This window comes from Rhodococcoides kyotonense (assembly GCF_001645385.1).
GTDB lineage: Bacteria > Actinomycetota > Actinomycetes > Mycobacteriales > Mycobacteriaceae > Rhodococcoides > Rhodococcoides kyotonensis_B.
In genome coordinates, this window is the sequence record NZ_LVHI01000001.1 from 145,060 (window position 1) to 170,520 (window position 25,461).

Consider the following 25,461-nt stretch of genomic DNA (forward strand, 5'->3'; position numbering starts at 1 on the left):
TCCTTTGTCGTTTCCGTCGAGCAGCACGTTATGGACTTCGTGTTGCCCGCCAGTCAAGGCTGTGTTTCGCCCGTGTTACACGTCGCGTTCTGTACGTCACGCTTCGCGGAAGCGTCGAAAGCGGTCTCCGTGATCGGTGGGAGGGCGACGCTTCGCTTCACACCCTACGGTGACGCATTCTTTCGGCGTCGAGGTCGAAGCCTATCCTGGTAGCCATGGCACGCATGACAGGCTCCTGGTTGTCCGGTCCGAACGCGGCGATGGACGACGACGGCACCGAACAGAAGTTCCCCGGTGAACGGCTCGGACTACCGTCCGACGGTCCAGGGGCGGTAGCAGGGCTGGGCCGGCGCATTCTCGCGCTGCTCGTCGACTGGCTCATGGCGATGGGAATCGGTGCGCTCGTGCTGAGTCTCACGGGCTGGCAGCAGTCGCTGTCCACCGTCACGTTGCTGGTGTGGTTCGTGGTCGGCGTGTCGGCCGTGGCCGTCTTCTCGTTCACGCCGGGGCAGTTGATCGTGGGAATTCAAGTGGCGCGTGTCGACGCTCGCGCACGGGTCGGATTCGTCCGCGCGTTGGTACGTACGTTCTTCATCGTCTTCGTCTTCCCGGCCGTGATCTCGGATCACGACGGACGCGGAATGCACGACCGGGCGACGGGCACCGCAATGCTGCGTGTGCGTTGATTCTGCTCGAGCTGGGATTTTCTCGGATCAGCGACGCTTGATGGTGCGCTGAACGCCCTTCATCTTCGCGCCTCCGGGGACGGGGCCCTTCGGCATAGCAGGCCCGCCCTTGGTGCCGAGTGCGGCGAGACGTGACTCGATGGTGTCCATGCGCTTGCTGTCGATGTTGTTGGGCAGCTTGGTGAGGTACTTCTGCAGGCCCGAGAGCGGAATCTGGTTCTCGCCGTTGCCGACCACGATGTCGTAGATCGGGGTGTCGCCGACGAGGCGTGCCGTCTTTTTCTTCTCCTGTGCTAGAAGCGACTTGACTCGCTGCGGGGCGCCCTCGGCCACGAGGATCACGCCGGGCTTGCCGATGACGCGGTGGACGGCGTCGAGCTGCGTCGTGCCTGCGATCGCGTTGGTGACGCGCCAGGACCCGCGGAGGTTGTCGAGAGCCCACGCGGCCGCTCCGGCCTGACCGTCGGCCTTCGTGTACACCGACTTCTGGACGCGACGTCCGAAGATGATGAATGCGACCAGTACACCGATCAGAAGTCCGAACGGCAGCAGGAACCATTCGATTCCGAAGATCAGACCGATCAGGAACGCGACGACGGCGATGCCGACGATCGCTCCGATCATCAGCGGGAGAAGAAGTTTGTCTTCCTTCCGCTGCATCTGGAACGCCTGCCAGAGCTGACCGCGTCGTTCCTTCGATGCCTGCTTGCGTGCAGCCTTCGCTGCCGCTTTTGCTTCCTTGCTGGGCTTACCTGCTTTGCCCGCTTTACTGCCGTTCGCCATGCTTCACAGGATACGTCCCGCCGCGGCGACCACTGTCACCGCGGCGGTAAGAGATTCAGTGTGCGGCGAGACGCGCCATCAACGAGCTGGCTTCCTGCGATGCGTCGCCGCCCTCGGCGAGGTGGCTCATGCTCTCCGGCAGTTCGCGGCCGTGGTGGGCCATCGCCTGCGCGTAGAGACGTCCGGCGCGGTACGACGAGCGGACCAACGGCCCTGCCATGACGCCGGCGAAGCCGATCTCGGTGGCGTATTCGGAGTGCTCGACGAACTCCTCGGGCTTGACCCAGCGCTCGACGGGGTGGTGCCGCGGCGAGGGACGCAGGTACTGCGTGATCGTCAGGATGTCGCAGCCGGCCTCGTGCAGATCGCGGATCGCTTCCTGCACTTCTTCCGGCGTCTCGCCCATGCCGAGGATCAGGTTGGACTTGGTGACCAGGCCGTCGTCGCGGGCGGCGGTGATGACGTCCATCGACCGCTGGTAGCGGAACGCGGGGCGGATGCGCTTGAAGATGCGGGGGACCGTCTCGACGTTGTGCGCGAGCACCTCCGGCCGCGAGGAGAAGACCTCGGCGAGCTGGTCGGGCTTGGCGTTGAAGTCGGGGATGAGAAGCTCGACACCGGTGTTGGGGTTGAGTTTCTTGATGTAGCGCACGGTTTCGGCGTACAGCCAGGCGCCGCCGTCTTCCAGGTCGTCGCGGGCGACGCCGGTGATGGTGGAGTAGCGCAGGCCCATGGCCTGGACGCTCTCGGCGACACGGCGTGGCTCGTCGCGATCGAGGGCTTCGGGCTTGCCGGTGTCGATCTGGCAGAAGTCGCAGCGGCGGGTGCACTGCTCGCCGCCGATGAGGAACGTCGCCTCGCGGTCTTCCCAGCATTCGTAGATGTTGGGGCAGCCGGCTTCTTCGCAGACGGTGTGCAGACCCTCTCGCTTGACCAGACCCTTGAGATCGGAATACTCCGGTCCCATCTTGGCTCGGGTCTTGATCCAGTTGGGTTTGCGTTCGATCGGGGTCTCCGCGTTTCGGATCTCGAGGCGGAGCAGTTTGCGTCCTTCTGGAACCACAGTCACGGAATCGATGCTACGCGCCGAACTTCACCGTGGTGAATTGCGGGTTACCGGACGGCGAGGCCGGTTCCGGCTGGAGGACGGGGTGGTCGGAGACCGCGAGCTCTCCGTCCAGAGCGGCGACTACGGCGGCGGTGACGGCAGGTGTTACATCCGCGATGCTCACGTCCCGCCGGAGTTCGCTCGACAGCGACGTCACGCCTGCGTCGGCGATGCCGCACGGCACGATGGCGTCGAAGCCGGTCATCGTCGAATTGCAGTTCAACGAGAATCCGTGCAGCGTGACGCCGCGTTGCACGCGCACGCCGATCGCGGCGATCTTGCGTTCGGGGAGCCATACGCCGTCTCGCTGGGCCGAGGCGAGCCACACACCGGAGCGGCCGTCGACCCGGCCGCACGCAATACCCAGATCGGTGCAGACGGTGATGAGCGCTTCTTCGATCCGGCGCACGTAGTCGACGACGTCGATCGGCTGTGCGAGCTTGACGATCGGGTACCCGACGAGTTGTCCTGGGCCGTGCCAGGTAATCTTGCCGCCGCGGTCGACCTCGATGACCGGAGTGCCGTCCTGCGGACGGTCTTCGGGCGACGTGCGTCGGCCCGCGGTGTACACGGACGGGTGTTCCAGCAGCAGAAGGGTGTCGCGGCCGTTGCCCTCGGCGCGCATGTCGGCGAGGGCGCGCTGACGATCCCATGCCTCGAGGTAGTCCGTGTGTCCGATCTCCTGGACGTCGATCGAGTCGGAACTTTCCCTCGCGGATCGTGTGCTCATACCGGCGAGATTACGCCCCCGTCATCGACCGACCGCGGCCCGCAGTGCTTCGCCGATGGTGTTGTGTCTGAACTCGAATCCGGTGTTCTCGAGAACCGACGGGATGGCCCGTGGCCCGGTGAGGATCGCCTCCTGGGCGAACTCGCCGATCCCGGCGCGCAGCACGAAGCCGGGAACGACCCAGGGAGCGGGCCGATGAACGGCTCGCGCCATCGCACTGTTGAACTGCGCGTTGGTGACCGGCGCCGGGCCGACCATGTTGACCGGGCCGGACACGGCGTCGTTCTCGAGTCCGTGCACGATCGCGGCGATCTCGTCGTCGAGCGAGATCCACGGGAAGTACTGACGGCCGCTGCCGAGGCGGCCACCGAGCGCGAGCAGATAGAGGGGACGAAGGCGATCCAGCATGCCGCCGCGCTGCGACAGCACGACTCCGCTGCGCAGCATGATGGTGCGCACTCCGGCCGAGGAGGCCGCCGACGTCGCGTTCTCCCAATCTCGGCAGACCTCGGCGAGGAATCCGGAACCGGCAGGAGCGGACTCGTCGACCACACGGTCGCCGGTGTCACCGTAGAAGTTGATGCCGCTCGCGTTGACGAACGTCGGAATCGAGTGAGAGGCACAGGCTTCGGCGAGAACCTCGGTCGGAGTGATCCTGCTGTCCCTGATCGCCTGCTTGTACGAGCCGGACCAGCGCTTGTCGCCGATACCGACACCGCAGAAATCGACCACGGCATCCGCGTCGCGCAATGCGCGGTCGTCGAGCGTGCCACGAGTGGGGTCCCACTGATATTCGTCGGGACCGGCCGGTGGTCGGCGGACCAGCCGGACGACCTCGTGGCCCTGTCCGCGCAACGACGCGACGAGGGCGGTACCGATCAGACCTGAAGAACCAGCAATGACTACACGCATGAATTCGATTGCCTCCTCGACGATGTCGGGGCACCACCCGCATGTGCGAATGATGCCCCGACTGTGTGTCTTTCCCCGTTGTCCCGAGGATGGCCGAGCGTATCCGTTACTTCAGCGTACAGATACTCACGGCAGCCGTCGTGTTACTGGATACCCAGATCGGCCTCGAACGAAGCGTCTTCGAGACGCTGCTTGATCGTGGTCAGGAAGCGGCCTGCGTCGGCACCGTCGACGAGACGGTGGTCGTACGTCAGCGGCAGGTAGACCATCGAGCGAACACCGATGGACTCGTTGCCCGCGTCGTCCTTCACCACGACCGGGCGCTTGACGATGGCGCCGGTTCCGAGCATGGCCGCCTGCGGCGGGACCAGAATCGGGGTGTCGAACAGGGCGCCCTGGCTACCGATGTTGGTGATGGTGAACGTGCCACCGGACAACTCGTCGGGCTTGAGGCCACCCGAGCGGGCGCGAGAGGCGATGTCGGCGATCGCACGAGCGAGTCCGGCCAGCGACAGGTCGCCGGCGTTGTGGATGACAGGAGACAGCAGACCCTGATCGGTGTCCACGGCGATTCCGAGGTGGACCTCGGCGTGGTACGTGATCTCCTTCTTGTCCTCGTCGATGCTGGCGTTGACGTTCGGGTGCGCCTTGAGCGCCTCGACGACGGCCTTCGCGAAGAACGGAAGGTACGTCAGGTTGACGCCCTCGTTGTCCTTGAACGTCGCCTTGGCGCGCGTGCGCAGCGAAGCGATCTTCGTGACGTCGACTTCGTGCGTCTGCGTCAGCTGAGCGGACGTCTGCAGCGACTCGCGCGTCTTCTTCGCCGTGATCTGGCGAATACGGTTGATCTTCTGCGTGGTTCCGCGCAGGTGAGCCAGTTCCGGACGGACGCCCGCGGTAGCGGGAGCGGCGGCAGGAGCCGATGCGGCGGGAGCGGACGGTGCGGCAGCGGCCGGGGCTGCAGGTGCCTTCTTGGCCTCGGCGGCAGCGAGAACGTCCTGCTTGCGGATGCGGCCACCGACGCCGGTGCCCGTGACGGTGTTCAGATCGACACCGTTGTCGGCCGCGAGCTTGCGGACCAGCGGGGTGACGTACGGGGTCGCGCCCGATTCCTGCTTGGGAGCTTCCTGCTTCGGAGCGGCCTTGGGCGCTTCCTGCTTGGGTGCTTCCTGCTTGGGGGCCTCCGCCTTGGGAGCTTCTGCCTTGGGTGCTTCCTTGGCCGGCTCGGGTGCGGGAGCGGGCTTCTCGGGCTCCGGAGTCTTCTCGGGCTCCGGTGCCTTCTCGGCGGGAGCGCCCGATCCGATCACGGCCAGCTGCTCGCCGATGGCGACGGTGTCGTCTTCCTGAGCGCTGATCTCGAGCAGTGTTCCGGCGACGGGAGACGGGATCTCGGTGTCGACCTTGTCGGTCGAGACCTCGAGCAGGGGCTCGTCGACGGCAACCTCGTCACCGACTGCCTTGAGCCAGCGGGTGACGGTTCCCTCGGTGACGGACTCGCCGAGCTCGGGCATCTTGACCGGGGTGCCGGATCCGCTCGACTGCGACGACGAAGACGCGGCTGCGTGAGCCTCTTCCTCGGCCTGGGGCTCGGGCTCGGCGGCGGGCGTCGGCTCCTCGGCCGCGGGCTGCGCAGCCTCGTCTTCCTCTGCCGGTGCTTCCTCGGCGGGTGCGGATTCCTCGCCTGCGTCACCGATCTGGGCGAGCTCGCCACCGATCTCGACGGTGTCGTCTTCCTGAGCCACGATCTTCGTCAGAACGCCAGCAACGGGGGACGGGATTTCGGTATCGACCTTGTCCGTCGATACTTCGAGCAACGGCTCGTCGACCTCGACGGTGTCGCCCTCCTGCTTGAGCCACCTCGTGACAGTTCCCTCGGTGACGCTCTCACCAAGAGCTGGCATCTGGACGGAGAAGGCCATGTCTGTTGACTCCTCGACAGTTGTATGCGGGTATTTCGATCCGACGACTTGTGGTCGCAGACCATTCTGCTGGCGTTGCGAAGGTCGCGGTTGTCACTTGCGATAATTCGCGGCCTCGGAAATCCATCCTTCCATCCTCGAACATTTCATGTTCCCCGAGGGCGGCAGTTGCGCTGGCAAACTGGTGAGTAACACAAGTTGGTGCGGAACGCGACGACGGTTTCGGCGCACACGGAAGGAGTCACCGATGGGGTTGTTCGACCGTTTCACACGACGTGGTGGCAGAGGTAGAGGCGCCGGAGACGGCTCGACCGCGAGCTATCTGGCCGAGTGGGCGACTGCGCGAACCGGAGTCGAGGCGTACGTCGAACCGAAGACGACAGTGACTCCTGTCACGGTCGTTCTCGTCGCGAACGACGGGGAGTGGACGCGTCGTGCCGTCGACGAGCGGCACATCCGAAAGTTGGGTCCGGACCTGAAGATCCCGGTCTACGACGTTCGCAAGACCGGGTACCCGCAGCGCATGCGTGACCACGATGCGCGGCAGAAGATTCTCCGAAGGCGGGCGCAGGGGTCGTGAGCAGAAATGTAGAGCGGGCTCTACATTTCTGCTCACGAGGGATTTACCCCTTCTCGACGATGTCCTCGAGCACCGCGAACATCGTGCGCACCGGAACACCGGTGCCGCCCTTGCCGATGTAGCCGAACGGGCCCCCGGTGTTGTAGGCAGGTCCGGCGACGTCGATGTGCGCCCACTCGACACCCTCGGCGACGAACTCCTTCAGGAACAGCGCGGCAGCGAGCATGCCGCCGGCGCGGTTGTTGGTGACGTTCGCGAGGTCGGCCACCTTGGAATCCAGCTCGCGGCGAATCTCCTTCGGCATCGGCATGGCCCAGCCGTCCTCGCCGACGGCCTGCGATATCGCGGCGACGCGATCGCGGAACTCGTCGGTACCCATGACGCCGGGGGTGCGATTGCCGAGAGCGACGACCTGCGCGCCGGTCAGTGTCGCGGTGTCGATGAGGTAGTCCGGATCGTCCTCGCACGCGCGCACCATGGCGTCGGCGAGCACGAGGCGTCCCTCGGCGTCGGTGTTGATGACCTCGACGGTGATGCCGCCGTACTGCGTCAGCACGTCACCGGGACGCTGCGCGGTGCCCGACGGCATGTTCTCCGCCATCGGGACCGTCGCGACGACGTCCAGTTCCAGGTCGACCTTCGCAGCCAGGATCACCGTCGCGATGACGGCCGCGGCACCGGCCATGTCGGATGTCATGTTCTCCATGCCCGACGCAGGCTTGATCGAGATACCGCCGGTGTCGAACGTGATGCCCTTGCCGACGAGCGCCACCTTCTTCGACTTCCGCTTGCCGCCCGCATGGGTCAGGCGCACGAGCCGCGGTAGACGCGACGAGCCCTTGCCGACGCCGTGAATGCCGCCGTAGCCGCCCTTCTCGAGCGCCTTGTCGTCGAGGATCTCGACCTTCAGTCCGGCGGCGGTGCCGAGTTCCTTCGCCCGGGCAGCGAACGCCTCCGGATACAGGTGGCTCGGGGGAGTGTTGACGAAATCGCGTGCGATGGCAACGGATTCGGCGAGGGCGACGGACCGGGCGAGTTCTGCCTTCGTCTCTCGGGCGCGGGGGTCGGTCACCAGCAGCTCGACGCGGCCGAGCGGGGCCGCGTCGGGACCCGGTGCCGACAGCTGAGACTTGAACTCGGTGAAGGTGTAGGCGCCGAGGAAGAAGCCTTCGGCAGCGGCGGCCAGGTCGAGCGACGACAGGGTCGTGGCGACGGTGTCGGTGCCTGCGAGCGAGCGAGCGGCAGTACCCGCGGCGCGTCGGATGCGTTCGTCGTCGATGTCCGCGGACGTACCGAGACCGACGGCCAGCACGCTGTTCACGGCCAGACCCGAGGGCGCGGGGATACGCGTGAGTTCGTCGGCTTTGCCGGTGGCGCCGACGATCTCGAACGCGTCGAGCAGCTCGGAGGCGATCGCGTCGTCGGAAATGTCGTCGGTGATGACGAGCTCCAGCCCGTCCTCGCTGGTGCTCAGTGCGACGACGAGTACGTCGATGTTCTTGCCGAGGCGGCCGGTCAGGACCAGGTCGGGTCCGAGAGTGCGTGTTGTGGAGGATGGCACTGGGCAGCTCCTACGAGTGGAAAGAGAATGTGTCGGTCCCACCGATCGTAGTGATGGCGTGACGTCGGATAGCGTTGGCCGCTATGAGCGAAGACACACTTGCACGCGGACCCGTTCACGCCGTCCACACCGAGCTCGGTGCGACCTTCGCTCCGTTCGGTGGGTGGGAGATGCCCGTGTCGTATGCCGGTGTCGTCGCCGAACACAACGCCGTGCGCAAGAACGTCGGACTCTTCGACGTCAGCCATCTCGGAAAGGCGCTCGTGTCCGGACAGGGTGCCGCCGAGTTCGTGAACTCCGCGCTGACGGCCGATCTCGAGCGCATCGGGCCGGGCAAAGCCCAATACACGTTGTGCTGCACCGAATCCGGTGGTGTCGTCGACGACCTCATCGCGTACTTCGTCGGGCCCGACGAAGTCTTCCTGATTCCCAATGCGGCCAACACCGCTGCCGTCGTCGCCGGTCTTGCCGATGCGGCGCCCGCAGGTGTCACGGTCGCCGATCGGCATCGCGACTTCGGAGTGTTCGCGGTGCAGGGACCGGCGTCACGTGACGTCGTCGCCGCACTGGGGCTGCCGGTCGACATGGAGTACATGGCATTCGCGGACGCGACGTGGAACGGCGTCCCGGTGCGCGTCTGCCGCACCGGGTACACCGGCGAACACGGGTACGAGCTCGTGCCGTCGTGGTCCGACGCAGACGCACTGTTTCGCGCGTTGGTCGACGCCGTCCGGGCGGCAGGCGGGCTCGTCGCAGGCCTCGGTGCGCGCGACACGCTGCGGACCGAGATGGGATACCCGTTGCACGGGCACGAGTTGTCGCTCGAGATCTCACCGCTGCAGGCCCGGTGCGGCTGGGCGGTCGGCTGGAAGAAGGACGCGTTCTGGGGCAAGGATGCGTTGACCGCCGAGAAGGCGGCCGGGCCGACCCGGACCCTGCGTGGCATCAAGGCGGTCGGACGAGGCGTTCTCCGTCCCGGGCTGACGGTGATGCGCGACGGTTCCGCCGTCGGAACGACCACGTCGGGGACCTTCTCGCCGTCGCTCGGCGTCGGGATCGCGCTCGCGTTGATCGACACGGCAGCGAACGTGTCCGACGGAGACGAAGTACACGTGGACGTCCGGGGCCGGATGCTCGCGTGCGAGACGGTGGCTCCACCGTTCGTGTCGCCGAATACCAAGTGAGGACGATTACGGTCGTTCGATAAGATTTGTCCTCATGACTGGCCTACCTGAATTCACGCGCGTGCAGCACCCTTCTCCGGCTCCCTCGGAGGCCAGGGAGGCGGTACTGGCTGCGCCGGGATTCGGGAAGTTCTTCACCGACCACATGGCGGTCATCGACTACACCGTCGACAAGGGCTGGCACGACGCGACGATCAGCCCGTACGGTCCCATCGAGATCGACCCGGCAGCGATGGTGCTGCACTACGGCCAGGCGATCTTCGAGGGTCTGAAGGTCTATCGCCAGCCGAACGGTGAGTTCGCGTCGTTCCGCGTCACCGCCAACGCCGAGCGCTTCCGATCGTCGGCGCGTCGGCTCGCGATGCCGGAACTGCCGGACGAGTTGTTCATCGGATCGATCGAGCAACTTCTGGCCGTCGATCACGACTGGGTCCCCGCAGCCGGCGGCGAGGACGCGCTGTACCTGCGGCCGTACATGTTCTCGACGGAAGCGGGTCTCGGTGTCCGCCCGGCGGATTCCTACCGCTACATGCTGATCGCGTCGCCCGCGGGTGCGTACTTCCCGCGTGGTGTCAGGCCGGTGAGCGTCTGGTTGTCGACCGAATACGTGCGTGCGGCCCCGGGCGGAACGGGTGCGGCGAAGTTCGCGGGCAACTACGCAGCGTCGCTGCTCGCGCAGGCGCAGGCCAGTGAGCAGGGATGTGACCAGGTCGTCTGGCTCGACGCCATCGAGCGCCGATACGTCGAAGAAATGGGCGGAATGAACCTGTTCTTCGTGTTCGGTTCCGGCTCGGACGCCCGGCTCGTCACGCCGTCGCTGTCGGGTTCGTTGTTGCCTGGCATCACGCGGGACTCGTTGCTCGCACTGGCCACCGATTCCGGCATCCCGGTGGAGGAACGCCGTATCTCGACCGAGGAATGGCAGAAGGGCGCCGAATCCGGCGAGATCACCGAGGTCTTCGCCTGTGGCACGGCCGCCGTCATCACGCCGGTCGGCAGTGTGAAGTCCGCCGAGGGCGAGTTCACCATCGCCGACGGCGAACCCGGTCAGGTCACGCTCGCTCTGCGCGACACGCTGACCGGCATCCAGCGCGGCACGTTCGCCGACACGCACGGCTGGATGACGAAGCTCGGCTGACTCAGCCACCGATCAGGAGGCCGACGACGGCAAGGGCCGTCGTCACCTCCACCGCGGCGCCCAGCACGTCGCCGTTGATCCCGCCGAACCGTCGGGAACAGTGGCGCACGGTGGCTTCGGTGAAAGCGAGGGCGGCCGCCACGACGAGCGGTCCCTGCCACCACCGGTCGTCGACCGCGAAGATCGACAGACCCAGCGCGACGACGCCCCAGATCGCGACGGTGTACGGCGGCTGGGTTCCGGCGACCAATGCGCCGAATCCGGATTCGGGCGCGGCGTCGAACCCGCGGCGGCACGCGAGCACGACGCAGACCCGTCCCACCACCGCCGCGAGCACGACGGACCACCATGCATGCCGATCGGCCAATGCGCCGAATCCCGTTGCCTGCAGCGCGAACACGACGACGATCGCAGCCACGCCGAACGGGCCCGCGCCCCCCGATTTCATGACTTCTCGCGCACGTTCGGGTGGTCCGTAACAGCCGAGACCGTCCGCGGTGTCGGCGAGACCGTCGACATGCATTCCGCGCGTCGCGAGTGCGAGGGCGCCGACGGCGAGAAATCCGGCGAGGATTGCGCTCAGCGAGGCCGCGATCGACAGCCACAACGTTCCGCCCACGAGAAGGCCCAGCAGCAGACCGACGAGCGGGGCCGATGCAATTGCTCTCGCGGCGGCGGCACGGTCGACGCGGTGTGGACCGCGTATGGGCAGGACCGTCAACCACGACAGCGCGAGTGCAGGTCCGACGAGTGCGCCGCGCACGGTCAGTCCTCGGACGCGGCTTCGGTGCTGACTCCGGCGTCGGCAAACGTCGACATCTGCGACAGCGTCGCGATCGCGGCATGGATCATAGGTAGCGCAACCAGTGCGCCCGATCCCTCGCCGAGCCGCATGTCCAGTTCGAGCAGAGGCTCGATGCGCAAGTGCCGCAAGGCAATCGAGTGCGCGGGCTCGGTCGAGCGATGCCCGGCAACCCACCATTCGCGCGCGCCGCGCGCCGACTCCTCGGCGACGAGCGCGGCCGCGGTGACGACGAGACCGTCCAGAATCACGGGCGTGCGACGGTGTGCCGCCTGAGCGACGAACCCTGCCATCGCGGCGATGTCGGCGCCGCCGGCGACGCGAAGCAATGCCACCGGATCCTTGACGACCGGCCGTGCGCGGCGCATCGCGTCGCGAATGGCGGCGGTCTTGCGCATCCACCCCGCGTCGTCGACGCCGGTGCCGCGTCCGACCGCGGCGACGGGTTCGGTGTCGGTGAGCGTCGCGATCAAAGCCGTTGCGGGAGTGGTGTTTCCGATACCCATGTCGCCCGCGATGAGCAGATCAGCGCCGCTGTCGACTTCCTCGTCGGCGATGGCACGGCCCGCGTCGATCGCGGCGAGCACGTCGTCGGAGGTGAGTGCATCCTCGCGGTCGATCGAGCCGGACGAGCGTCGCACCTTGTGCGCGCTCACCGACGGATCCGTCTCCGAGTCGACCGAGATGTCGACCACGCGTACCGACGCTCCTGCCACGGCCGACAGTGCGTTGACGGCAGCGCCGCCGGCGAGGAAGTTGGCGACCATCTGCCCGGTCACCTCGGCCGGGTATGCCGAGACGCCGTGTGCGGCCACCCCGTGGTCGCCGGCGAACACGACGACGCGGGGACGCGTCAGCGGGCGTGGGGGAGAGGCATCCTGACAGGCGGCGATCCACTCACCGAGATCCTCGATCCGCCCGAGACTGCCCGCGGGCTTGGTCAGAGTCTTCTGACGTTCCGACGCGTCCCTGCGAGCGTCGGCAGACGGTGGAGCCACCGGCCGAAGCGGCGTCGGAATACCGGTGGGCTCTGAAGTCTCGGTCACCGAAGACCTTTCATGAGTGCGGGCTGGGCGGATCACTCTTGAGCGTCAGCGGCAGTCCCGCGACGACCAGAACGACGGTGTCGCACACCGCCGCGAGTGACGAGTTCATCGCGCCGATCTCGTCCTGGAACAGTCTGCCCGAGCGAGTCTCCGGGACGACACTCATCCCTACTTCGGGGCTGACCAGTACGAGGTGACCCGAGTGTGCGGCGACCGCGTGCACGACGGCGTCGACACGGGATGCGACGGTGCCGCGCGGGCTGTCCCACGCGTTCAGGTCGTCGATGGTGTGGGTGAGCCAGGTGCCGAGGTCGTCGACGATGGTGCTGTCGTCTGATCCACCGATCACCGCGGGGAGGTCCGACGACGCCTCGACCGTGGTCCACTCGGCCGGTCGCCGTGCCACATGAGAATCGATGCGCGCTTGCCAGTCCGCGTCGGACGGGTCACGACGACCCGTCGCGACATAGCGCACGGGCGACACCGAATCGACGAGGCTCTCGGCGTACGCCGACTTTCCGGAACGTGTTCCGCCGAGAACGAGGATGCGCTGGCCCGGCGTCACGGATCAGACAGCCGCGCCGCGTTCGACGCGAGGCTTCGGTGCACGCATCTTGCGGATCTGCGACGCGCGTACGAAGGCGTACCAGCCGAGCTTGAATCCGCCGTCGGGAGTGTCGGGGAACCGTGCGCGGACGCGGTTGTTGACGAGTCGGCCGATGAAGACGCCCTCGATGACCATGAACAGCATCATGACGAACATCGCCAGCGTCACGTACGCCTGAACGGCAGGGTTCAGAAACAGCGCGAAGATGAGCAGCAGCGCCATCGGCATGAACAGCCCGACGAGGTTGCGGCGTGCGTCGACGAGGTCGCGAACGTAGGCACGGACCGGGCCCTTGTCGCGGGGGAGAAGGTACTTGTCCTCACCCGCGAGCATCCGGCTACGGCGGTCGGCAGACGCGGCGCGGCGCTCGGCCGACGCCTTCTTGCGATCTTCCTTCGTGCCGCGGTTGGCCTTACGGCGCTCGCGGGCTTCCTTGCTCGTCATCGGAGGAGGAGCCACGGGACCGCGACGCCTCGCTTCGGCCTCGCGGCGCTTGGGCGTCGGACGGCCTTTGCCCGAGGAGACGTTCGACGACGAGTCCTCGGTGGGTGCAGAGGACTCGGCGGACTGGGAATCGCGATCGTCCGGATTGTCGGAGTTTCCGCGGCGTAGCAACTTCACACCCCCAGGTTATCGGCTGTCGACGGCCGCACGAACACCGGCCACGCAGACTGGTCTGGTTTCGAGGTGAAATTCGAGACGACGTGGACTGTGAGGAATAGGAGCGCGCGGAGTACGGTTGAGACGTTCACGGGTTTGTACGACTGACAGGGAGAGCCCATGACCGTCTCGAACGAGACCATTGCGCACAAGGTCACGATGACAGAGGCAGCGTCGTCGAAGGCCAAGGCGCTTCTGGATCAAGAAGGCCGCGACGACCTCGCGCTGCGTATCGCCGTTCAGCCCGGTGGCTGTGCCGGCTTGCGCTATCAGCTCTTCTTCGACGATCGCAGCCTCGACGGCGACCTCGCGGTGGACTTCAACGGAGTCACGCTGGCTGTCGACCGGATGAGCGCTCCGTACGTCGAAGGTGCGTCCATCGACTTCGTGGACACGATCGAGAAGCAGGGCTTCACGATCGACAATCCGAACGCAACAGGCTCCTGCGCCTGCGGCGATTCGTTCAACTGATCTGAACGACCCCGAACTACGACCGGTACTCGCCCGCGAGGGTGGGTACCGGTCGTAGTGCTGTTCGGGGCCCAGTTCTGCACTCCGTGCGGGTGACCGCCGAGTACGGTGGATTCCGCACCGACAACGACCGAAAGGCCCAAGTACGTGACACTCGCGGTATCGGGATCCATTGCGACCGATCACCTGATGCGGTTCCCGGGTAAGTTCGCCGAGCAGCTCGTCGCAGACCAGCTCTCGAACATCTCGTTGAGCTTCCTCGTCGACGACCTCGTCATCCGTAAGGGCGGTGTCGGCGGCAACATCGCCTACGCGCTCGGTGTACTCGGAGGATCCCCGCTCCTGGTCGGGGCCGTCGGACCCGACTTCGGTGAGTACCGATCCTGGTTGGAAGCCAACGGTGTCGACTGCTCGGGCGTTCGAGTCTCCACGACTGCGCACACGGCCCGCTTCGTTTGCACCACCGACGACGACATGGCCCAGATCGCGTCGTTCTACCCGGGCGCGATGAGCGAGGCACGGGACATCTCGATCGGCGACGTGGCGTCGGGGAAGAGCGTCGAGCTCGTCCTCGTCGGAGCCAACGATCCCGACGCCATGCTCGCGCACACCGCGCAGTGCCGTGAGGCGGGCATCCCCTTCGCCGCCGACCCGTCGCAGCAGCTGGCCCGTCTGAACGGCGATCAAGCGCGACAGCTCGTCGACGGCGCCGCGTACCTGTTCACCAACGAGTACGAGTGGGGCCTGCTGCGCCAGAAGACCGGTTTGTCGGAGGACGACATCGCGTCGATGGTCGGCATTCGCGTCACCACGCTCGGAAAGTCGGGCGTCGAGATCGTCACCGCCGACGGCGTCCGTACCCACGTCGACGTCGTGCCCGAAACCAGCAAGGTCGACCCGACGGGCGTCGGCGACGGTTTCCGCGCAGGCTTCCTCGTTGCGCACCGCGCGGGCGCGTCCGTCGAGCGGGCCGCTCAGCTGGGCTCGCTGGTCGCCGTCCTGGTGCTCGAGACCACAGGAACGCAGGAGTGGAAGTTCACGCGTGACGATGCATTGAAGCGTCTGGGTGCGGCGTACGGCTCCGTCGCCGCCGACGAGGTCGGCGCCCTGCTGCCCGCCTGATCACTCCGCAACATCGATGGGCCGCGGCATCCTCCCAGGAGGTGTCGCGGCCCATCGATGTTCCGAGGGTTCGGAGGCTGTTCTCGGGGTCAGAGACTGACGGGGTACGTCGGCTCCGCGATCTGCGGCACGATGCGCTTCTCGACGAAGATTCCGTGCCACACCATGAAGATCAACACCGTCCACAGTCGACGGCTGTGATCGGACCTGCCTTCGCGATGCTCGTTCAGCATCGACGTGATGGCCGCCTTGTTCAGGATGTGATCGGTCTGGGACTCGGCGATCTGCTGGTGGGCCCAATCGAACAGTTCGGTGCCGCGTAGCCAGTGCCGCAGTGGCACCGGGAAGCCGAGCTTGGCGCGGTGCAGCACATGCCCCGGCACGATGCCCTCGAGCGCTTGCCTGAGCGCGTACTTCGTCGTGTCCTTGGTGATCTTCTGATCGAGAGGCAGCTGCTCGGCGACGCGGAAGACCTCGTTGTCGAGGAACGGCACGCGGAGCTCGAGCGAATTGGCCATCGTGATCTTGTCGGCCTTGACGAGGATGTCGCCGCGCAGCCACGTGAACAGGTCCAAGTGCTGCATGCGCGCGACGGGATCCCACCCTTGCGACTGCGCGTAGATCGGTGCCGTCACGTCGGTGTGCGTCCATTCCGGGCGGAAGTCCCGCAACACTGCCCGGAGCTGCGCGTCGCCGAAGCTCCTGGCATTTCCGTAGTAGCGCTCCTCGAGCGTCATCGAACCGCGATGAAGCAGGCTCTTACCGCGGGTTCCGTCGGGGATCCGCTCGCTCAACGCGCCCGCTGCTCGACGCAGCCCCTTCGGCAAGTAGTCGAACGGCTTCAGCGACAACGGTTCCCGGTAGATGGTGTAGCCGCCGAAGAGCTCGTCTGCACCTTCGCCGGACAGCACGACCTTGACGTGCTTCCGAGCTTCCTTCGCGACGAAGTACAACGGCACCAACGCCGGGTCGGCGACGGGATCGTCGAGGTACCAGACGATCTCGGGAATCGACGCCGCGAATTCCTCCGGACCGACGACCTTGACGACGTGGCGCGCGCCGATCGCGGCGGCCGACTCGGCGGCGACGTCGACCTCCGAATACCCTTCACGCTCGAACCCGGTGGTGAACGTGATCAGATTCGGGTTGTGACGCATCGCGAGCGCGGCGATGGCCGTCGAGTCGATGCCGCCGGAGAGGAACGAACCGACCGTGACGTCGGCGCGCATGTGCTTGGCGACGGAGTCCTCGAGCGCGCTCGCGATCTCCTTGTAGCGTGCGGCGTCGGAACCTGCCGCGAACGGCTTCACCGGGAACTTCGGCGTGAAATAGCGCGTGACCTTCGGTTCGGAACCGGGGGAGAGGGTCGCATAGCAGCCCGATTCGAGACGGCGGATCTCGCGATGCAGCGTCTCGGGCTCCGGGACGTACTGCAGGACGGTGTAGTGCTCCGTCGCGCGCGGATCGAGGTCGGTGCCGATACCCACGAGAGCGGTCAGTTCGAGCAGGCTTTTCTTCTCGCTGCCGAATGCGGTGCCGCCGGGGCCCGTCGCGAGGAACAATGGCTTGATACCGAACGGATCGCGTGCCAGGAACAGCTCGCGGGTCTCGGTGTCCCAGATCGCGAACGCGAACATGCCGCGAAGCCGGCGAACGGCGTCGGCGCCCCAGAAGTGGAACGCGGCGACGATCGGCTCGCCGTCACCCTCGGTGAAGAATTCGGCGCCGTGCTCGCGCGTCAGCTCCTCCCGGAGCTCGAGGTAGTTGTAGATCTCACCGTTGAACGTCAGCGCGTAGCGCGTCGGATTGTCGGCCGGTCCCCAGCGCAACGGCTGGTGCGAGTGCTCGATGTCGATGATCGACAGGCGGTTGAAGCCGTAGATGACATCGTCGTCGTGCCACGTCCCCGGTTCGTCCGGTCCACGGTGACGCATACAGTGCGTAGCGGAGGAGACAAGGTCCACTCCCGCACCGTCCGTGCCGGCCGACGTGAGTACACCGAGTAGTCCACACACAGCGCCTACTACCTCGTTTCGTAGATCGATGGATTCTTTGCCTACACCGACCTGGCTCTCACGAGCCCGCCGGCGCCGATGACCGAGTATGCCGCAGACACGGCGCGCGCAAGGTAACGACCCGACAGTGGCCTCACGGGTCCTTTGGTCTACGCTGCGTAGTACATGGGCATCTGCATGTGGACGCCCTCATTCTTCAGTGGTGAACGATCAGGAAGGCGTGAACGTGGCGCAGAGTCGGATCCTTCGGCGAGCTGGGCTGACAGCATTTCTCGGCGTTGCCGCGTTGCTGTTGTCGGGCTGTTCCATCGACAACGATGTCCTGCGCTTCGGATTCCCCATGGGGGTCACGCCCCAGGGTAAGTCGATTCGCGAATTGTGGACGTGGTCCGTGGTGGCAGCCCTGATCATGGGCATCATCGTGTGGGCTCTGATCTTCTGGGTGGTCATCTTCCACCGGAAGAAGAAGGATTCACCCGAGTTCCCGCGTCAGACGGCATACAACGTGCCTCTCGAACTTGCGTACACGGCCGTTCCGTTCGTGATCATCGCGGTTCTGTTCTACTTCACCGTCGTCGTGCAGAACTACGTCGACGAGAAGACCCCGGACCCCGACGTGACTGTCGACGTCACGGCCTACCAGTGGAACTGGAAGTTCGGCTACCAGACCGTCGATCTCAAGGACGGCGAAGCCAAGTACGACGGCACCGACCTCGAAGAGCAGGCCGCAGCCGAGGCCGGCGCCACGCCAGGTGAGGGTGCCGAGGGCAGCGAAGACGGCGAGTTCGTTCCCGGCGCGATCCACGGCGCGAGCCCGCAGGACCTGTCTTACCTGCGCTACAACAAGATCGAGACGGTCGGAACCAGCGACGAGATTCCGGTTCTGGTTCTCCCGACGGGTAAGCGCATCGAGTTCGTGCTCGCGTCGTCGGACGTCATCCACGGCTTCTGGGTTCCCGAGTTCCTCTTCAAGCGCGACGTTCTCCCGAACCCGAAGGAAAACCACTCGGACAACGTCTTCCAGATCTCCGAGATCGAGCGTGAGGGTGCGTTCGTCGGCCGTTGCACCGAAATGTGCGGCACCTTCCACGCGATGATGAACTTCGAGGTTCGCGCGGTGTCTCCGGACGACTTCCAGGAGTACATCGAACTGCGCAAGCCGCTGTCCGAAGGTGGCCAGGCGTTGACCAACGCACAGGCTCTGGAAGCAATCGGTCAGGATCCGATCGCAACCAGCACCACGCCGTTCTACACGGACCGCACCGTCAGATCCGAATCCGTCGCCGACGGCAACTGACCAAGAGAGACTGCTGATATGAAAATCGAAGCCAAGATCTTCGAGATCCTGACTGTCTTCTTTCTTCTGGTCGGGATCGTGTACGCCCTCTTCACCGGTTTCTCGCGGACCGGCGTCGAGTGGGCCGGTGTCACGGCCATCGCCCTGTCGGTCGGCCTGACGCTGATCATCGGAACCTACTTCCGGTTCGTCGCTCGTCGTCTGGACACTCGTCCCGAGGACTTCGACGACGCCGAGATCAGCGACGGCGCAGGCGATCTGGGCTTCTTCAGCCCGGGCAGCTTCTGGCCGATCCTGCTCGCCGGTGCTGCATCGGTCACCGCGATCGGTTTCGCCTTCTTCCTCTGGTGGCTCATCGCCTTCGGTGTCGTGCTGATTCTGTCGGCTGCCGCAGGCTTGGTGTTCGAGTACCACGTCGGACCCGAGAAGCACTGACACACAACCGCATTCACGCCACGAGCGCCGATCCCGATTGGGGTCGGCGCTCGCTGCGTAGAGGGGCTATCCGGCTTTGTCGAGGTCGTCTCCGATCACGCTCAGCGCCAACGTCTTGTAACCTTCGTCGTCGAACAGCACAGTGATGCGGTCGGATTCGACGGCGCTGACCGTTCCCCTGCCCCAGTCGGGATGCTCGACGACGTCGCCCAACGTGAACCTTCCGTCAGGAATGTCCTCCGATTCGGCCCCGGTGGAACACATGTCGCAGTTGCCGCACGGGGAGCCGAGCTCCTCGCGGAAGTACTCCAGGATGTGCCGTCGACGACACCGAGTGGATTCGGCGTAGCCACGCATCATGTCGACGCGGGAACGTGCGTACTTCTGTTCGGCCTCGGTCAACGACGTCGCTTCGGCGATGGCCTCTTTCGCGCTCACGTCACCGACCGGCACCAACCCGGCCTCGGTGCGTTCGAGCGCGCCTGACTCGACCAACAGGTTGATCACCATGGTCAGCTTGCGGGACCTGTTCTTCAGTCGGTCCTTGATCCCGGACAGCGGAAGGGCGCGCCCCGCCGAGCCGAGAGTCTTCACGACGCGTCGGATCAGCGATTCGTCGACGGTGCGCGTCGCGAAGAATCGGTGCATCGACAGACCGCCCGGGTAGTAGTGGAGTCGCGCGAGCGCGGCACGGCCGTCGCGTCCGCACCGTCCGGCTTCCTGGTAGTACGCGTCGACGGACCCCGGTGCCGCCGCGTGGACGACGAATCGTATGTCCGGCTTGTCGATTCCCATTCCGAACGCGGACGTGGCGACCACGATGTCGATGTCCCCGGTTGCGAAGTCCTTCGCGACACGGTCACGGTCGTTCTGCTTCAGGCCTCCGTGATATGCCGCGGCGGGCCTACCGGCAGCCGTCAGCGTCTCTGCCACGCTTTCCGACGCGGCGCGCGTGTCGATGTACACGAGGCCCTGGCCGTCGAGCGTCGACGCGTCCTCCACGGCTGCGTCTACGGTTGCCTGTTCGTCGGCGTGCGTGCGCACTTCGAACCGAATCTCGGGCCGGTCGAACCCACCCGACAGGCGGACCGGATCGCGGAGCGACAGCTTCTCGACGATGTCGTCACGCACCGGGGGAGAAGCGGTTGCCGTCAGCGCGATCACGGTCGGGCGGCCGAGTGCGGTCACTGCTTCGCCGACACGAAGATAGTCGGGGCGGAACTCGTGGCCCCACGACGACACACAGTGCGCCTCGTCGACTGCCACGAGTGCGATACCGACATCGGCTAGGGCGGCCAGGACGTCGTCGCGCACCAGCTGTTCGGGAGAGAGATAGAGGAGATCGATGTCGCCGGCGACGAGACGGTCGCGCACATCCTCGCGTTCGGCGTCGGAGTGCTGCGAGTTCAGCGCAACGGCAACAGGAGCCGACGGCGAGTCCAGTTCTTCGAGTGACTGCACTTGATCCTGCTGAAGTGCAATCAACGGCGATACGACGACGGTCAACCCGTCGAGCATTGCCGCCGCAGTTTGAAAGATGGCCGACTTTCCGTATCCGGTTGCCATCACGGCGAGAACGTCGCGTCCGTCGAGAAGCGCGGACACGGCGTCGATCTGGAGGGGACGCAGCTCGTCGAGGCCCAGGGTGCGTCGCGCCACCGACAGGATGCGTTGTCGTTCGTTGGTCACGTTCGCCGTATGCCCCGCGCTTCGGCCGTCGGAAACCTGGTCCGTCGCGGGCACCGCTTGAAATGTACGGCCGTGGACGAACTCTCGGCCTCGTGGGGCCGGGGGAGGGGAGGGGTAGCGGAACGACGAAGGGCGGCACCGAAAACGGTGCCGCCCTTCGTCGTGCAAACGCTCTAGCGCTCGATGTCGCTTTCGCGACGAGCCGTCGACTGCTCGCCTGCCGTGCCGCCGTCTTGCGCGGCGTGGCCGTTCGAACCGTGGCCGTTGCCATTGGTGGCGTGGCCGTTGCCGTTGGAACCGTGGCCGTTCGAGCCGTTTCCGTGAATACCTGCCTGGTATTCGCGGAGCATCGCGAGCTGCTCGAGCTCGCCATGGTGGATGGCCTCTTCGAGTGCCTTGCTCTCGGCAACCGGATCCGGACGGAACATCGAACCCGAGCCGGGCTTGCCGGCAGAACCGAGCTTGTTCATCTTCTTCGGAATTGCAGCGCCCTGGTACTCGAGCGGGATCGGGTGTCCGTGATCGTCGACCGGGCCGAGCGGCTGGTGCACCTCGACGTACTGGCCGTGAGGCAGACGCTTGATGATGCCCGTCTCGATTCCGTGATCGAGCACCTGGCGGTCGCTCCGCTGAAGACCGATGCAGAAGCGGTACGCCACGTAGTACGCGATCGGAGGCAGAATCAGGATTCCGATACGGCCGATCCACGTCATCGCGTTCAGGGAGATGTCGAGCTTGTACGCGATGATGTCGTTGATGCAGGACAGCGTCGCAACGATGTAGAACGCCAGAACCATTGCGCCGATGGCGGTGCGGACCGGAACGTCGCGCGGACGCTGCAGCAGGTTGTGGTGAGCGTTGTCTCCGGTGAGACGCTTCTCGATCCACGGGTAGGCGATCATGACCGTGAACACCAAGCCCATGATGACCGCGACGGCGAACACCGCGGGGATCGTGTAGCGGTTCGCGATGTAGATGTCCCACGCGGGCCACAGACGTGCCAGACCGTCGGTCCACATCATGTAGAAGTCGGGCTGCGAACCAGCCGAGACCTGGGCCGGGTTGTACGGGCCGAGGTTCCAGACCGGGTTGATCTGCAGCAGACCACCCATGAGAGCGAGCACACCGAACGTCACGGCGAAGAACGCACCGGACTTGACGGCGAAGACCGGGAGAATGCGCACGCCGACGACGTTCTTCTCGGTACGGCCGGGTCCGGGGAACTGCGTGTGCTTCTGGTACCAGACCAACGCGAGGTGAGCGGCGATCAGCGCGAGAATGATCGCGGGAAGCAACAGAACGTGCGCGACGTACAGGCGCGGGATGATGATCGTGCCGGGGAAGTCGCCGTCGAAGATCAGCCAGTGCAGCCAGGTACCGATGACCGGGACGCTCATCGTGATGCCCGAGAACGCGGCGCGCAGGCCCGTGCCGGACAGCAGGTCGTCGGGAAGCGAGTATCCGAAGAAGCCTTCGAACATCGCCAGGATCAGCAGCAGGCAGCCGATGACCCAGTTCGCTTCACGCGGGCGACGGAACGCACCGGTGAAGAAGATGCGCAGCATGTGCACGATGATCGAGCAGGCGAACATCAGGGCGGCCCAGTGGTGAATCTGTCGCATGAACAGACCGCCGCGGACCTCGAACGAGATGTTCAATGCCGTCTCGTACGCCCGGGACATGGTCACACCGCGGAGCGGCTCGTAGATGCCGTTGTATTCGACTTCGCTGAGCGACGGGTCGAAGAACAGCGTCAGGAACACACCCGAGATCAGCAGGATGACGAAGCTGTACAGGGCGATCTCACCGAGCAGGAACGACCAGTGCGTCGGGAAGACCTTGTTGATCTGCCGACGCAGGCCCGGCGCCAAGTGGTAGCGACTGTCGACGTCGTCTGCCTGCTTGGCTGCGAGGGTTTGCAGTGAAGGACTCATGATTCACTCTCCGCTTCGCGGTTCGGACGCTCCCAGAAGGCGGGTCCGAGGGCTTCGATGAAGTCACCGTTGGCAACGAGGAAGCCTTCCTCGTTGACCGTGATGGGCAGCTGCGGCAGCGCGCGAGCGGCGGGGCCGAAGAGCGGCTTGCCGTATTCGAGGGCGTTGAACTGCGACTGGTGGCACGGGCACAGGATTCGGTTCGTCTGCTGTTCGAACAGCGACGTCGGGCAACCGAGGTGGGTGCAGATCTTCGAGTAGGCGAAGTAATCGCCGTAGTTGAAGCTCTCCTGGCCCTTGCGCTTGATGGCCTTGTCGGCGTCCTCCGTGCGGAGACGGATGAGCATGACGGAGTTGCGAATTCCACGCAGTCCTGCGAGCAGTGCGTGATCGTCACCGCGATCGGCTTCGCGGAAGGGGAACACGGTTTCCATGGCTCCGGCATCCATATCCTCGGGACGCACCAGAACGACGTCGTGGGGACGACCGGTGTCGCGCCGAAGGTAGATCGTCTCACCAGGGTAGCGCGGGGTCCATCCGGAAACCCAGAGCGGAGATTTGTCACCTTCCGCCCACGGGTTCTTCACGAGTCCACCCAGCGGCAGAAGAGCCATGACTCCGAGTGCGCCGCCGCCGAAGACGAGCGAGCGCTTGATGACCTTGCGGCGACCCAGCGTCGACGTCTCGAACGAGTCGCCCAGCTCCGCGACGACCGTCTTGCGGTCGACCTCGGAAGAACCGCCGTCGTGACGATCCTGGATGGAGACCTCTTCGGGGATGAACTTCTTCGTGAACTGGACGGCACCGACGCCGACACCCAGAATCGCCAGACCCATCGTCAGACCGATGAGGGGGGTGTACAGCGTGTACAAGCCGTAGTTCTCCTCGCCACGGCCTGCGTACTGCCACGGCCAGAAGAGGTAGATCGCGATGAACGCGACGGCCGAGATGCCCGCGAGTGCGAACCACGCGGCCACGCCTCGCTCGGCACGCTTCTCGGCGCGGGTGCCCTTGACGGCCCAGCGGTCACGGCGGTACGCAACGTCGACGTGGTCGAGGTTGGTGCCGAGTTCGACGAGCTGGTCGCGGGTCATACCGGCGAGTTCCTCGTCGGTGTACTTCTTGTTCACGTCCACCGGTCCGCCCTTGGTGGCGTCGCCGTGTCCGCTGTCGGTGCGCCGGGACTCGCCGTCGCTCATGACCTTGCTCCGATCCACAATGTTGCGCCGACGACGGCAGCGATTCCGATGGCCCAGATGGCGATCATTTCGGTGCCGGGGCCGAATCCACCGAGGCCCCAACCACCCTGAGGGTTGGTCTCCTGGGCGGACTTGACGTACGAGATGATGTCGACCTTCTCCTCCTGCGTCAGCTGACGATCGGAGAACTTCGGCATGTTCTGAGGTCCGGTGAGCATCGCGGTGTAGATCTGCTGCTCGCTCGCGGGCCCGAGGGCCGGAGCGAACTTGCCGGAGGACAGTGCGCCGCCCTCACCGGTGAAGTTGTGGCACGACGCGCAGTTGAGACGGAACAGCTCGCTACCGCGGGCGATGTCGCCGTCGGCGAGCGAGGACTGTGCGATCTCGCCGTTGCTGTCACGGACGACGGTCGGGCCGCCGCCGTTGGCCTGGATGTAGGCGCCGAGTGCGTCGACCTGCTTGTCGTCGAACTTCGGTGGCTTGCGCATGATCTGGGCTTCGTTGCGCACCGCAGGCATACGACCCGACGAGACCTGGAAGTAGACGGCTGCTTCACCGACACCGATGAGGCTGGGTCCGCGGTCCTGCACACCCTGCAGGTTGACGCCGTGGCACGTGACACACGACGTGTCGTACAACTGCTTGCCTTCGCGGATCAGCGCGGCCGAGTCCTCGTCGGCCGTCGCGACCTGCGGGGTGGGAGTCAGGGCAGAAGCGAGGAACCCCGCGCTGATGAGTCCCATCATGAGGACTAGGGCGCCGGTGACGCGGCGGCGTACCTTGCGCTGACGCCGGCTCTTCACGGCCGACGGAGATCCGGCAGATGCGGATCCGCTGGTGCTGTCACCGGGTGCTGCTGGGGGAGATGAACTCATCTTCTATCCCTTGTCGTGTCGGGACGGACTGAACGTCGGGGGCTGGTACCGAACGTCCGCTGGCGAAGTGAAAACTGAATTACAGCTCATGCGCGTTAGCGAATGAAGTAGATGGTCGCGAACAGTGCGATCCACACGATGTCGACGAAGTGCCAGTAGTACGACACCACGATCGCCGCCGTAGCCTGCGCGGGCGTGAACTTGCTGACCAGCGTTCGCGTGATCAGGAAGACGAAGGCGATCAAACCGCCGATGACGTGGAGTCCGTGGAAACCGGTCGTGATGTAGAAGACCGATCCGTACACGCTCGACGACAGCGTCGTGCCCTCGTGCACCAGGTGGTAGTACTCATAGCCCTGGCCGAGCACGAAGAACGCGCCCATGGCCAGGGTGATGATGTACCAGCGGCGCAACCCGAAGACGTCACCGCGCTCGGCGGCGAAGACGCCGAGCTGGCAGGTGAACGACGACGCGATCAGCACCGCGGTGACCGGTACGGCCAGCGCGAGGTTGAGTTCGGTCGGCTCCGGTGGCCAGTTTCCATTCGCCTGTGCTCTCGCGACGAAGTACATCGCAAAAAGTCCAGCGAAGAACATGAGTTCGCTCGACAGCCACACGATGGTGCCGACGCTGACCATATTGGGACGGTTCAGCGAGTGCACGCGTTGGGTGATTGCCGATCCTTGAGTCCCTACAGCGCTCGTCACA

The 25,461-nt window shown here is 65.5% G+C and carries 24 protein-coding genes; 8 read left to right on the top strand and 16 right to left on the bottom strand.

All coding sequences use genetic code 11. The annotated features are described in order from the left end of the window. Window positions 1-215 precede the first annotated feature (215 nt). Window positions 216-686, top strand: a complete 471-nt coding sequence (locus A3K89_RS00705; protein ID WP_068420580.1) for an RDD family protein — start codon at window positions 216-218, stop codon at window positions 684-686. Window positions 687-713: 27 nt separating this feature from the next. On the opposite strand, the gene A3K89_RS00710 is transcribed toward A3K89_RS00705, so the two are convergent. The 5 genes from A3K89_RS00710 to sucB all read right to left on the bottom strand — a co-directional run bounded on the left by A3K89_RS00710 (window position 714) and on the right by sucB (window position 6,138). Beyond that, a complete protein-coding gene (locus tag A3K89_RS00710) occupies window positions 714-1,469 on the bottom strand; it encodes a DUF4191 domain-containing protein (RefSeq protein ID WP_068420582.1) in 756 nt (251 codons plus the stop codon). A gap of 55 nt (window positions 1,470-1,524) precedes the next feature. Beyond that, entirely contained in the window at window positions 1,525-2,538 is a 1,014-nt protein-coding gene (gene lipA / locus A3K89_RS00715; protein WP_174551329.1) for a lipoyl synthase, read from the bottom strand. Window positions 2,539-2,548: 10 nt separating this feature from the next. Further along, complete coding sequence (gene lipB / locus A3K89_RS00720; protein WP_068420587.1) at window positions 2,549-3,307, bottom strand: lipoyl(octanoyl) transferase LipB; 759 nt, start codon at window positions 3,305-3,307, stop codon at window positions 2,549-2,551. A gap of 21 nt (window positions 3,308-3,328) precedes the next feature. Beyond that, entirely contained in the window at window positions 3,329-4,219 is an 891-nt protein-coding gene (locus A3K89_RS00725; RefSeq protein WP_068420588.1) for a TIGR01777 family oxidoreductase, read from the bottom strand. Window positions 4,220-4,362: 143 nt separating this feature from the next. Continuing rightward, complete coding sequence (gene sucB, locus A3K89_RS00730; RefSeq protein WP_068420590.1) at window positions 4,363-6,138, bottom strand: 2-oxoglutarate dehydrogenase, E2 component, dihydrolipoamide succinyltransferase; 1,776 nt, start codon at window positions 6,136-6,138, stop codon at window positions 4,363-4,365. Window positions 6,139-6,385: 247 nt separating this feature from the next. Between sucB and A3K89_RS00735 the strand changes: the two genes are divergently transcribed. Next, window positions 6,386-6,718: an oxidoreductase gene (locus A3K89_RS00735; RefSeq protein ID WP_068420592.1), complete on the top strand. Its 333-nt coding sequence runs from the start codon at window positions 6,386-6,388 to the stop codon at window positions 6,716-6,718. Window positions 6,719-6,761: 43 nt separating this feature from the next. Here A3K89_RS00735 and A3K89_RS00740 read toward each other — a convergent pair whose 3' ends face one another. Next, window positions 6,762-8,279, bottom strand: a complete 1,518-nt coding sequence (locus A3K89_RS00740) for a leucyl aminopeptidase (RefSeq protein ID WP_068420594.1) — start codon at window positions 8,277-8,279, stop codon at window positions 6,762-6,764. An 83-nt stretch (window positions 8,280-8,362) separates the two neighbouring features. Between A3K89_RS00740 and gcvT the strand changes: the two genes are divergently transcribed. Beyond that, window positions 8,363-9,463, top strand: a complete 1,101-nt coding sequence (gene gcvT, locus A3K89_RS00745) for a glycine cleavage system aminomethyltransferase GcvT (protein ID WP_068420596.1) — start codon at window positions 8,363-8,365, stop codon at window positions 9,461-9,463. A 34-nt stretch (window positions 9,464-9,497) separates the two neighbouring features. Next, window positions 9,498-10,601 carry a branched-chain amino acid aminotransferase gene (locus A3K89_RS00750; protein ID WP_068420598.1) on the top strand — a complete coding sequence of 368 codons (1,104 nt, stop codon included), beginning with the start codon at window positions 9,498-9,500 and terminating at the stop codon, window positions 10,599-10,601. A 1-nt stretch (window position 10,602) separates the two neighbouring features. Here A3K89_RS00750 and A3K89_RS00755 read toward each other — a convergent pair whose 3' ends face one another. From A3K89_RS00755 to A3K89_RS00770, 4 genes are read right to left on the bottom strand one after another with little or no spacing between them, the layout of a single operon-like run. Beyond that, window positions 10,603-11,364: an adenosylcobinamide-GDP ribazoletransferase gene (locus A3K89_RS00755; protein WP_068420600.1), complete on the bottom strand. Its 762-nt coding sequence runs from the start codon at window positions 11,362-11,364 to the stop codon at window positions 10,603-10,605. 2 nt (window positions 11,365-11,366) lie between these two features. Continuing rightward, window positions 11,367-12,422, bottom strand: coding sequence for a nicotinate-nucleotide--dimethylbenzimidazole phosphoribosyltransferase (gene cobT, locus A3K89_RS00760; RefSeq protein WP_157105197.1), 1,056 nt, complete (start codon window positions 12,420-12,422; stop codon window positions 11,367-11,369). 37 nt (window positions 12,423-12,459) lie between these two features. Next, on the bottom strand, window positions 12,460-13,014 hold the full coding sequence (gene cobU, locus A3K89_RS00765; RefSeq protein ID WP_068420604.1) for a bifunctional adenosylcobinamide kinase/adenosylcobinamide-phosphate guanylyltransferase: 555 nt from the start codon (window positions 13,012-13,014) through the stop codon (window positions 12,460-12,462). Window positions 13,015-13,017: 3 nt separating this feature from the next. Further along, a complete protein-coding gene (locus A3K89_RS00770; RefSeq protein WP_068420607.1) occupies window positions 13,018-13,677 on the bottom strand; it encodes a DUF3043 domain-containing protein in 660 nt (219 codons plus the stop codon). Between the two features lie 159 nt (window positions 13,678-13,836). On the opposite strand from A3K89_RS00770, the gene A3K89_RS00780 reads away from it, so the two are divergent. After that, window positions 13,837-14,187, top strand: coding sequence for a HesB/IscA family protein (locus A3K89_RS00780; protein WP_068420611.1), 351 nt, complete (start codon window positions 13,837-13,839; stop codon window positions 14,185-14,187). A gap of 147 nt (window positions 14,188-14,334) precedes the next feature. Next, a complete protein-coding gene (locus tag A3K89_RS00785; RefSeq protein WP_068420613.1) occupies window positions 14,335-15,309 on the top strand; it encodes a carbohydrate kinase family protein in 975 nt (324 codons plus the stop codon). A gap of 89 nt (window positions 15,310-15,398) precedes the next feature. On the opposite strand, the gene asnB is transcribed toward A3K89_RS00785, so the two are convergent. Further along, window positions 15,399-17,324, bottom strand: a complete 1,926-nt coding sequence (gene asnB, locus A3K89_RS00790) for an asparagine synthase (glutamine-hydrolyzing) (protein WP_068420615.1) — start codon at window positions 17,322-17,324, stop codon at window positions 15,399-15,401. A 220-nt stretch (window positions 17,325-17,544) separates the two neighbouring features. Between asnB and ctaC the strand changes: the two genes are divergently transcribed. Next, on the top strand, window positions 17,545-18,621 hold the full coding sequence (gene ctaC / locus A3K89_RS00795; RefSeq protein ID WP_068420617.1) for an aa3-type cytochrome oxidase subunit II: 1,077 nt from the start codon (window positions 17,545-17,547) through the stop codon (window positions 18,619-18,621). Between the two features lie 18 nt (window positions 18,622-18,639). Further along, window positions 18,640-19,056, top strand: coding sequence for a cytochrome c oxidase subunit 4 (locus A3K89_RS00800; RefSeq protein WP_068420619.1), 417 nt, complete (start codon window positions 18,640-18,642; stop codon window positions 19,054-19,056). Window positions 19,057-19,122: 66 nt separating this feature from the next. Here A3K89_RS00800 and A3K89_RS00805 read toward each other — a convergent pair whose 3' ends face one another. The 5 genes from A3K89_RS00805 to ctaE all read right to left on the bottom strand — a co-directional run bounded on the left by A3K89_RS00805 (window position 19,123) and on the right by ctaE (window position 25,460). Then, entirely contained in the window at window positions 19,123-20,799 is a 1,677-nt protein-coding gene (locus A3K89_RS00805) for a RecQ family ATP-dependent DNA helicase (RefSeq protein ID WP_254303362.1), read from the bottom strand. 119 nt (window positions 20,800-20,918) lie between these two features. Beyond that, window positions 20,919-22,679, bottom strand: a complete 1,761-nt coding sequence (gene qcrB, locus A3K89_RS00810; protein ID WP_068420621.1) for a cytochrome bc1 complex cytochrome b subunit — start codon at window positions 22,677-22,679, stop codon at window positions 20,919-20,921. Beyond that, on the bottom strand, window positions 22,676-23,878 hold the full coding sequence (gene qcrA, locus A3K89_RS00815; protein ID WP_261768631.1) for a cytochrome bc1 complex Rieske iron-sulfur subunit: 1,203 nt from the start codon (window positions 23,876-23,878) through the stop codon (window positions 22,676-22,678). Before qcrA ends, qcrB begins: the two co-directional genes overlap by 4 nt. Beyond that, on the bottom strand, window positions 23,875-24,753 hold the full coding sequence (gene qcrC / locus A3K89_RS00820; protein ID WP_084423497.1) for a cytochrome bc1 complex diheme cytochrome c subunit: 879 nt from the start codon (window positions 24,751-24,753) through the stop codon (window positions 23,875-23,877). The genes qcrA and qcrC overlap by 4 nt, the downstream gene beginning before the upstream one ends. 95 nt (window positions 24,754-24,848) lie before the next feature. Next, window positions 24,849-25,460, bottom strand: coding sequence for an aa3-type cytochrome oxidase subunit III (ctaE, locus tag A3K89_RS00825; RefSeq protein WP_068420627.1), 612 nt, complete (start codon window positions 25,458-25,460; stop codon window positions 24,849-24,851). Window position 25,461: the final 1 nt, after the last annotated feature.